Source organism: Hominiventricola aquisgranensis, from assembly GCF_040096225.1.
GTDB lineage: Bacteria > Bacillota > Clostridia > Lachnospirales > Lachnospiraceae > Hominiventricola > Hominiventricola aquisgranensis.
The window spans coordinates 1-8,501 of record NZ_JBBMFC010000051.1 but is presented as its reverse complement, the minus strand read 5'-3'; the positions used below and the strand labels follow the sequence as shown (position 1 = coordinate 8,501).

The following is an 8,501-nucleotide window of genomic DNA, read 5'->3' as shown; positions in this document are numbered from 1 at the left end:
CATTGGCCGCCTCCGATGCCAGCAGATATTCTGCTTCCTCCGATAACGTGTCCTCCAGCTTTGCATTCATGATCGTGATCACGCTGCCGATCTCATACCACTGATCCAGCGGTTCTTCTCTGAGCACATCAAAAAATTCATCTACATCAAAGATTCCTGATGGCTCCACGATCACCCGGTCATAGCCACACATCCCCATGGCGATCAGCTTGGTTTTAAACCTTCTCCGATGGCAGTCTGCATCACATCCGCCTGCCACCATCTCCAGTTCGCACTGATCTCCTTCCAGTTCCTTCAACAGCATCATATCCACATTGACCGCGCCGAAATCATTTTCCAGAATTCCAATGTTCATGCCTTGCGCCATCAGGTATTTTGCATATTTTTTAATAAAAGTTGTTTTTCCAGATCCCAGAAATCCTGTGATCAGATCTATCTTTACCATGTACTTCCTTCTTTTCCTTGTTCTATAGTCTCAATCCGCACCTGACGGTCTCTTCCCCTTGTCTCCCAGATCATCAGATATACATGAACTTCAAGGTTGTCCTGGGCTGTAGTAAACGGCTCTTCCCGCAGTACATCTGCCCGGATCCCCTGCTTTTCCAATTCTTCTTTTTTCTTTTCTGCCAGTGACAGCAATCGTTCAAATTCTCTGTCTGCCTGCTTTCCAAAGGAACGCCTCGGATATTTTTTTACAGTTTCCCGAAGACACCGATCAAGCAGATCCACTACATTCATACAACTTGTTCTATGAAGCATAGTTGCGATTCGCTTTGCCAGAAACGGATACGGAAATCTTCTATATAACAAAAGCATTCGCCCAAGTTTCTTATTTTCAGCTTTTTCCGCCAGCTCTTCCATCACATTCAGCGCCTGTTCTGATGGATTCCATGGATCTTCGATGGGAACAATATATTTTTCCGGAACCGCCGGGTAACAACAGTAATTCAGCGGTGGAAAATATGCCAGATGTGCCAGCTTCTGTTCCTCCGGTGTGCAGTATTCCGGTCCGAGATATTCATATTTATCTCTGAGAATTGCGATCCGATATTCCAGCTGCCGTAAATATTCATACTTTGGAACCCAGAAATGGGCAATCTCGCCATAATCATACAAGTATACTTCCAGTTCCAGCATTTCAAACAAAATAGTGACGGCATGTTCTCCCTGCCAGACTACCAGCGCATACCCACGCCCATCCTTACTGATAGAATATGTAAGCTCACCCTCATAATCTTCCAGATAAGCTCCTGTCATTCGTGCGTTTTTGAATACCAGAAAGCTCTCAACAGCGTCATTCATCAGATAAACCAGACGTAGTTCCCCTGACATACCGTCTTTCGGTATTAATAGTTCAAACTGATCCTGCTCCAGCAGTTCTTCCAGCATTGCAAGTGTATCCATGCAAAATCCTCTTTTAATTCTGTCAATAATCAGCTAAAGTATACTTACTTTTTTCCGAGGTTGCAATGGAAGAATGCACAAAAAATCGGAAGGAAATCCATATACACAGATTCTCTCCCGATTTTTTTAACAGAAAGATGGAAATATCTTTCAATCGCTTATTTCTTCACTCTCCTATATTTCAATTTATATGAGAAGATTCATACTTACGAAAAGCCTCTACCTTAGGCACTGACCCTTTTGATACTCCTTCCGGTTCAAATTTATTGGTAAAAAAGGCATCAATGATTGTTTCTCTGGTCTTTAGTCCCGTTGTAAAGGCACCAAGGCAGAGTATATTGGCATCATTACTTAGTCTGGCACGCTGTGCCGCGTATACATTATCGCAAAGAGCCGCATACGCTCCTTTGACCTTATTTGCAGAAATCGAAACGCCTAATCCAGTTCCGCAAACAAGTACCCCCGTGTCATACTCACCACTTGCGACTGCTTCCGCAACCGAAATAGCAACATGAGCATAAATAACATCGTCGCTGCCAAAATCATCAATAATTCCATACCCTTTCTTATTGATGTAAGCGATTATTTCTTCTTTTACAGATTGTGCATTAGGATCGCAGCCAATCACGATCTTCATGTTCTGTCCTCCTTATAATCTTCTATTTTAAATCAATAATTTCTCCATCATCCGGGACAATCACATCACCGCTATAATACGCACTGGCTTCTTTTGTATATAATTTTTTCCTATTTGGATATCCTCTATCAATGGTATGCCAAAGGATTAGATGTTTCACCTGGAGTTTTTCTGCTAATTCTGCTTCATCTTTGACAGTACTATGATGATAACGATATGGTGTCTCTATCTCTCTTTCTTCATACAAGCAATAGGCTTCTGCACATAGCCAATCTGCATTTCTTGCAATTTCTTCTACACTCTCACAAATCGGTTCATCCCCACAGAAAACCAAATTGCTTCCATCTGGAGCTTCAGCCTTAAATCCGAATTGAGCCTCTTTTGTTGATTGAATATCAAAGAAGTGGAATCTTAAATTCCAGATCAATTTTTCCTCTCTATCCTCAACGACATGAAAAATGATTCGATCATCAAAATACCGTGTTTCATGTGGATCTAAGATCAATTCACACACTTTACGGATCTTATTATATGCAACCTTATGTGTATATAAATGAAAATCTCCATCATACTGATTTAATCTCATCAAAAATGCCACATATCTGAGAACATAAACCATTCCCAATGAGTGATCTGTATGTGTATGTGACAAAAATGCATGATGTAATTTTTGCCAATCAAGTTTCATCTCATCGAATCTTCTTAGAATATCTATGCCGCCCATACCGTCTACAAGAAAGTAGCTGCTTTCATCCTCAAGGATGAAAGCAGTGTTATAATACTTTCTCACAATCGCTACACCAGTTCCCAGCACATGGATTCTTTTCGCGATAGCCATTCTTTACTCAATTACTCCTTCCAGTTCTCTGAACATACCTTTATGCCATTCTCCAGCTAACATAGAATCCATAATTGTTTCACATATTGTTGCAAATTCCGGATCATTAACATTGTAATCGATGCAGAGCAGATCTAAGTTCTCATTGTTCGGATCAAACTTTTCTCTCAGAATATCTCTCATCATTGTTGAACGTTTTGACCAATGAGGATTCTTCGCATCCGGTTCCCACTGTGGTCCATCGCCGTTTCCTTTTGCCCATCCGTTTTCAATACATGCTCTCTCTTCTGGCTGATCATAAGCCGACCATCCCTGCATCGGAATCAGAAAAGCTGTTGGACCTTTTGTTTTATTAAGTTTCTCAGCAAAATACTCAGAAAGCTCAACTATTTCCTCATCTGTCGGATACATAATCGTAACACTAGCATTATGAATATACGGAAGACCTGTATCTTTCCAAGTGCGTCTCTTACCAGTCTTGTATTCTTCAAGATATTCCTGTTTCATATTTGCAATCGAATTATATGCCGCCTGATCGCATCCACCAGGTGTAACAATCTGTGGTATACCCATATCGCTGGCAGCTGTAACACGCTCTCCATTCCAGGTCTTAGGAGTACCATAAACACTGTCATACATGTTATTAGTGAGTTCACCTGTAGTAAGATCGATGATAGCAGTAATCTGACCTGATCGGATAAGATCTTCCATTGTCGCACCAGTACCTACCTGATGAATAATAATGGTGTCCCAGCCTTTTTCATTAAAATGCTGACTGCAATGATTAACTGCAATAGTAGTTGTTCCATATGCAGTAATAGCCATCAACGGTTTTGTTTCTGCATCTCTTACATCACCCACTTTTGCCATTGCAACAACCGCTGCCGCTGCATTTGCTACCATCTTACGGGTAACCACATTGATTCCCTGCTCTGCAGTTGGATTTACAATATAAATGTCTTTGTTACCAAGCCACTGGCTGACATCACTGGATGCCATATCCGTAAGCATTACTTTTGGGACGCCGAATGGAAGAGCTCTCATTAAATATGTAACAGTTGTTGTTCCCATAGATCCAGCCCAGGAAATGATTCCGTCAACTTCCCCTGCTTCATACATCTGCATGATCTTTTTCTCTCCAGCTTCGCCAACTACTTTAATCGCTTCTGCACGAGGAAGCTTGAATACATCCTCCTGCTTTATACCATTGACATCCAGAACTTCCTGCAACGAAACATCTGTCCAGTCACACGGCTTTCCGCAACCAACATTAACAATTTTAACTTCACCGCCAGCTTTCTTTACCTGCTCAGCCAGAAATTTGAGTTCTGTAAATTTTGTATCACACATTCCAGTAACAATAATTTTCGGTTTATTCATGTAAATTTCCTCCTTATATAGTATAGCTTTTGTTCTCCCCCCAGAGATGCTATTTTGTAACTGCTTTATATTCTTTAGTAGCTTCAAGTACAGCTTTTTCAATCGGAATTCTTTCTGCTGCGGATCCTCCGATAAATCCATGAGCATTTGTTTTTCGAACTACATATTCTGCTTCTTTCGGCCCTTTCATTGGTCCACCATGTGCAAAAAGAATAATATCCGGATTAACAGATAATGCAGCATCAAACACTTCCTGTGTTAATTCAACAGCGTCATCCAAACTCAGTTTGCTCTTTGCGCCTTTCATACCTCCAACAGTTGATCCAACGTGAGAAGAGATACACGGGCATCCATTTTCAGCCAGAATTCTTGCTTCTTCCGGTGTAAATGCATATTCCAAAGCAAACATATTTTTCTTGTGTGCTTCACCGATCAGATCGGCTTCTTTATCCCAGCCCATTCCAATTTGCTGCATCTGCTCCATAATTTCGGCACCATAAATATTCATCATAAACGGATTGATACCGGACACTCCTGCATTCCAAAGATCATCCAGAAGTTTTGTATGAGAAACCAGCGGATTTGTCGCACCTACCTGAGCAAGGATCGGAGCATTATTGATATTCGCAACCACTTCCGGAGCGAGATCAAAGATAACCTGGTTAATATCGCTGTACGGCATCATCGGCGCAAGCGAACCTTGTCCCTTCATTCTCCAGTAACTTGTTGCTGACAGGCAGATTAAATCCGCACCTCCGGCTTCCTGCAGTTTTGCAGTCAAGCCGCATCCACAGTTAGGCATGAACAGAACTTCATTTCTGTCAATCTTTGCACGTAACATTGCAACTACTTCTTCTTCCGTCATTCTCTTAGCCATAAAAAATCCTCCTTTTTTATCTTTATATGCTATTCATTAGTTTCCACTTCATTTTTTCCTGTTCCCTCAAGAACATCTCCCAATTTACGTGCGAGCAAATCTGATATATATGCTGCAACATTCCCGATTACAAGCGCATAAAGCACACCTTTTGCATTAAATTCTGTTCCGAAAAAGCATGAGCATCCCACGAATGCACCTGAAACGAAACTTAAAAGATGAATTTTCGCAACCATACACATTGCAATAACTATCAGTAATACTGAAATACCAAGCGAAAATCTTCCAGGTATGATTGTTGACAACGTAAGGATCAGCCATCCCCAAAATACTCCTGCGCAATTCGTTGCAAGAGATCGCTTGAAACCATCCAACCCACATCCACTTGCATAATACGAAAGCATTGCGATAAAGAAAACCCATGAAATCATGCCGATTGGTCCGCTTAGTTCTGTCATGATTGCGGCAATGCCACCTGCACACACACCAGTTGCAAATAAACGTTTCATTCTTTCATCCTCCATAATTTGTATTTTTCGCAGAACAATTCTGCATTTTTATTCATAAGAGCGTCTACATCAGAACGTTCAAGGACAGTAAACAACTCATTATGTTTCGTAAAATCACGTACAATCTCTGTCGTCTGATCTTGAGAGTAAAATGGATAATCAGAGCCAAACAGAAGTTTCTCCGTGTTCCCACACCAAATTTTAACTATTTCCATTAATTCTTTGAGCATCAGCCATTCTTTACCATGAAGTCGGCTAAAATTAGTTGAAATATCTGCATATACATTTGGATGTTTTCTTAGCAGTTCGGCAGTTCTTCGATAATCAATTCTACCAGCATGTCCCATAATAATTGGAAGTTCCGGAAACTCGCAGGCAATATGATCGATTGCATCAAGATTACCAAAGCAATCTCTGATTCCACTCAGTCCGATCCCACCTGTATGAAACAGTACCGGTATTCGCTTTTCTTCAAGATATTTATAAATATTACGCAATCTTTCATCATCCGGAAAAAATTCCTGAATATTCGGATGAAGTTTCAGTCCAACAAACTTGTCCTTCTCAGTATATTTCTCCACGTATTCCATCACATTATCTTCAAAAGGGTTCACCGTAAAAAATGCAACAAGACGACCTTTTGACTTTTTTACCTGTTCAGCTGTATACGAATGGAGAGTTTTCAGTTCCAGGTTTGTCATCATTGAATGAAATGCCAAAGTCAAAACAATTGCTTTTTGAATTCCATTGCGATCCATGTGAGCAAGAAGTTCTTCGGCTGTCATGCGTATTTCTTTACCAGCTTCTTTTTTCTTTTGAAAATAATCTGCCATATATTGCGGCGATATTGCTGGATCCCAGAGATGAGTATGAACATCAATCATCAATATGTCCGTCCTTTCCACATATATTCTCCAGCTTGCAGTTCTTTACTTTCTGAAACTGCCTGCTCGAGTGACTTTCCATTCATTTCTGCATCAATTGCATCATACATTGCACGTATTCCAGCTGCAGCCCCCATCGGATGTCCCTGAATGGCCCCTCCCGGAGCCAGAATAATGTCATTTCCAAGATCCTTCATCAGACGATGTACTACACCTGGATTAACGCCTCCTCCGCATGATGGTACTACCGGTTTCTTGTCATAAAATGGAAGCGTCAATGCTGCGACTGTTTTTAAGTAACGAGTTTTCTTAATGGGATATCCACCATATGGTGTATTAATCATTACAATATCCGCTCCACACAGTCTTGGCAGTTTTCCAAGCATCAGGTCTGATGAGATACCTGAAAAAGCTCCTTCATAATACGGACCTGCTCCAGCGTAATGTCCCATAATAGGAATAGAAACCGCTTCTCGCACCATCTGTAACCCACTAAGTCCTACACTGGCAAAATTAAGCATGATTGCTTTTGCGCCATTTTCCTCAGCAATTTTTGCATTGTCAATCAGTTTTGCCACATGATCTGTTATATTTGGTATATAAAGTGTTCTCTTTCCAGTAATCTCAAATGCCTTTTCCGATGCATCCACATATGCACGAACTCTATTTTTCAAGGGGCAGAAATCTGGATTTCCCAAAAGTTCATCATCCTTGATAAAATCGACCCCTCCGAGTGCCGTATTATAAAATATTTTCGCGCCGTCCTCTATTTCAAACCCTATGCATGGTTTAATCATATTCAGAAGCATTGGCCGTTTTTCTACATTAACAAGTTTTCGGATTCCATCAAGTCCAAATTGAGGTCCAGGATATCTTGCCGCCAGCTTCGGAGGAATGAAAAGATCCAAGAGTTTCGCCTGCACCGAAGTAGATGCATCATTGCCCAAGAGTGTAGTAAGCATCAAAGGAAGACGATCATCAAAATTTGAAACCGGATATGCAATCTGGAAAATGTATGAACTCTTTTCATCGTCTACCTGACTGGATAAGTCTGCCGGATTAACATCGATAATATTCACAATTCTTCCCATATGGTTTTTTCTCATATCTTCTGTTATACCCGGTACCGGCAGCCAAGTTCCGACCGTCTGTCCAACAGCCATGCTCTTTGCTTTTTCATATGGATTCTCGTTTCTGTTCAAAACAAGAAAATATGATCCAATCACATAATCTTCATTAACCACTTCTTCAAAGAGTGTATGTAGCAATGTATCCATTCCAAATCCTTTCCAATATCTTCCGATATTTTTGTTGCATTTTGTTCGTTTTTACTTTATATTTTGAATTATAAGAAACAATTATCATTATATCAACTAACATTTTCACTCTATTTGTTGTTATTTTAACATTTTTCACAATTTTTGTTTGTTTATTTACACTTACGTCTACTACTTTGTAATAATGCACAATTTTGAGTGTTACACTCTCTAATTTTTATCTATCTGGAGGAAATTTATGAAGAAGAAAGAGAACAGATTAAATACCATTATTGGTATGCTTAGAGAACAGCCTACTTTAACAATAAGAGAATTAGCATCTGTTTTAGATGTATCCGAAATGACTATCAGGCGTGATTTGGCCAAATTAAAGGACTCTGGATTGCTAGTTCGTGCTTTAGGAATGAACATGATTGGAAATGCACAACAGAAAGACATTTCACCAGTCAAATATGATTTTCACAACGAAATAACACGGAACAGCGAGGCCAAACGAAAAATAGCAATGAAAGCAGTCGAATTGATCAATGCTCGAGATGTAATTATTTTGGATTCAAGTACAACTGTTAGCATGATGGTTCCCTATATTCCTGCGGATTATCCTTTAACCGTCATCACAAATAATTATGATATTATAAGTAAAATTTCAAAGGGAAAGGCAATCGAATTGGTTGGCGTCGGTGGTGTCTATAACC

General features: G+C 40.1%; 10 protein-coding genes. 1 reads left to right on the top strand and 9 read right to left on the bottom strand.

Annotation, left to right across the window (positions count from 1 at the left end):
* The 9 genes from WMO62_RS15180 to WMO62_RS15140 all read right to left on the bottom strand — a co-directional run.
* Positions 1-445: GTP-binding protein (locus WMO62_RS15180; RefSeq protein WP_349145212.1), on the bottom strand; the 445-nt coding region annotated here is incomplete at its 3' end.
* Complete coding sequence (locus tag WMO62_RS15175) at positions 439-1,404, bottom strand: DUF3878 family protein (protein WP_349145211.1); 966 nt, start codon at positions 1,402-1,404, stop codon at positions 439-441. The genes WMO62_RS15180 and WMO62_RS15175, both read right to left, overlap by 7 nt.
* Before the next feature lie 181 nt (positions 1,405-1,585).
* Positions 1,586-2,041 carry an RpiB/LacA/LacB family sugar-phosphate isomerase gene (locus WMO62_RS15170; RefSeq protein ID WP_349145210.1) on the bottom strand — a complete coding sequence of 152 codons (456 nt, stop codon included), beginning with the start codon at positions 2,039-2,041 and terminating at the stop codon, positions 1,586-1,588.
* Between the two features lie 22 nt (positions 2,042-2,063).
* The gene (locus WMO62_RS15165; RefSeq protein WP_349145209.1) at positions 2,064-2,879 is read right to left on the bottom strand and encodes an MBL fold metallo-hydrolase; all 816 of its coding nucleotides are present in this window, start codon (positions 2,877-2,879) and stop codon (positions 2,064-2,066) included.
* 3 nt (positions 2,880-2,882) lie between these two features.
* A complete protein-coding gene (locus WMO62_RS15160; RefSeq protein ID WP_349145208.1) occupies positions 2,883-4,259 on the bottom strand; it encodes a Tm-1-like ATP-binding domain-containing protein in 1,377 nt (458 codons plus the stop codon).
* A gap of 49 nt (positions 4,260-4,308) precedes the next feature.
* Positions 4,309-5,136 carry a phosphoenolpyruvate hydrolase family protein gene (locus WMO62_RS15155; RefSeq protein ID WP_118511589.1) on the bottom strand — a complete coding sequence of 276 codons (828 nt, stop codon included), beginning with the start codon at positions 5,134-5,136 and terminating at the stop codon, positions 4,309-4,311.
* A gap of 29 nt (positions 5,137-5,165) precedes the next feature.
* On the bottom strand, positions 5,166-5,645 hold the full coding sequence (locus WMO62_RS15150; protein ID WP_349145207.1) for a DUF1097 domain-containing protein: 480 nt from the start codon (positions 5,643-5,645) through the stop codon (positions 5,166-5,168).
* Positions 5,642-6,529, bottom strand: coding sequence for an amidohydrolase family protein (locus WMO62_RS15145; protein WP_349145206.1), 888 nt, complete (start codon positions 6,527-6,529; stop codon positions 5,642-5,644). Before WMO62_RS15145 ends, WMO62_RS15150 begins: the two co-directional genes overlap by 4 nt.
* Positions 6,529-7,806, bottom strand: a complete 1,278-nt coding sequence (locus WMO62_RS15140; RefSeq protein WP_349145205.1) for a RuBisCO large subunit C-terminal-like domain-containing protein — start codon at positions 7,804-7,806, stop codon at positions 6,529-6,531. The genes WMO62_RS15145 and WMO62_RS15140 overlap by 1 nt, the downstream gene beginning before the upstream one ends.
* Before the next feature lie 238 nt (positions 7,807-8,044).
* On the opposite strand from WMO62_RS15140, the gene WMO62_RS15135 reads away from it, so the two are divergent.
* Positions 8,045-8,501 (top strand): DeoR/GlpR family DNA-binding transcription regulator (locus tag WMO62_RS15135; RefSeq protein WP_349145204.1); only part of this gene is annotated, 457 nt, incomplete at its 3' end.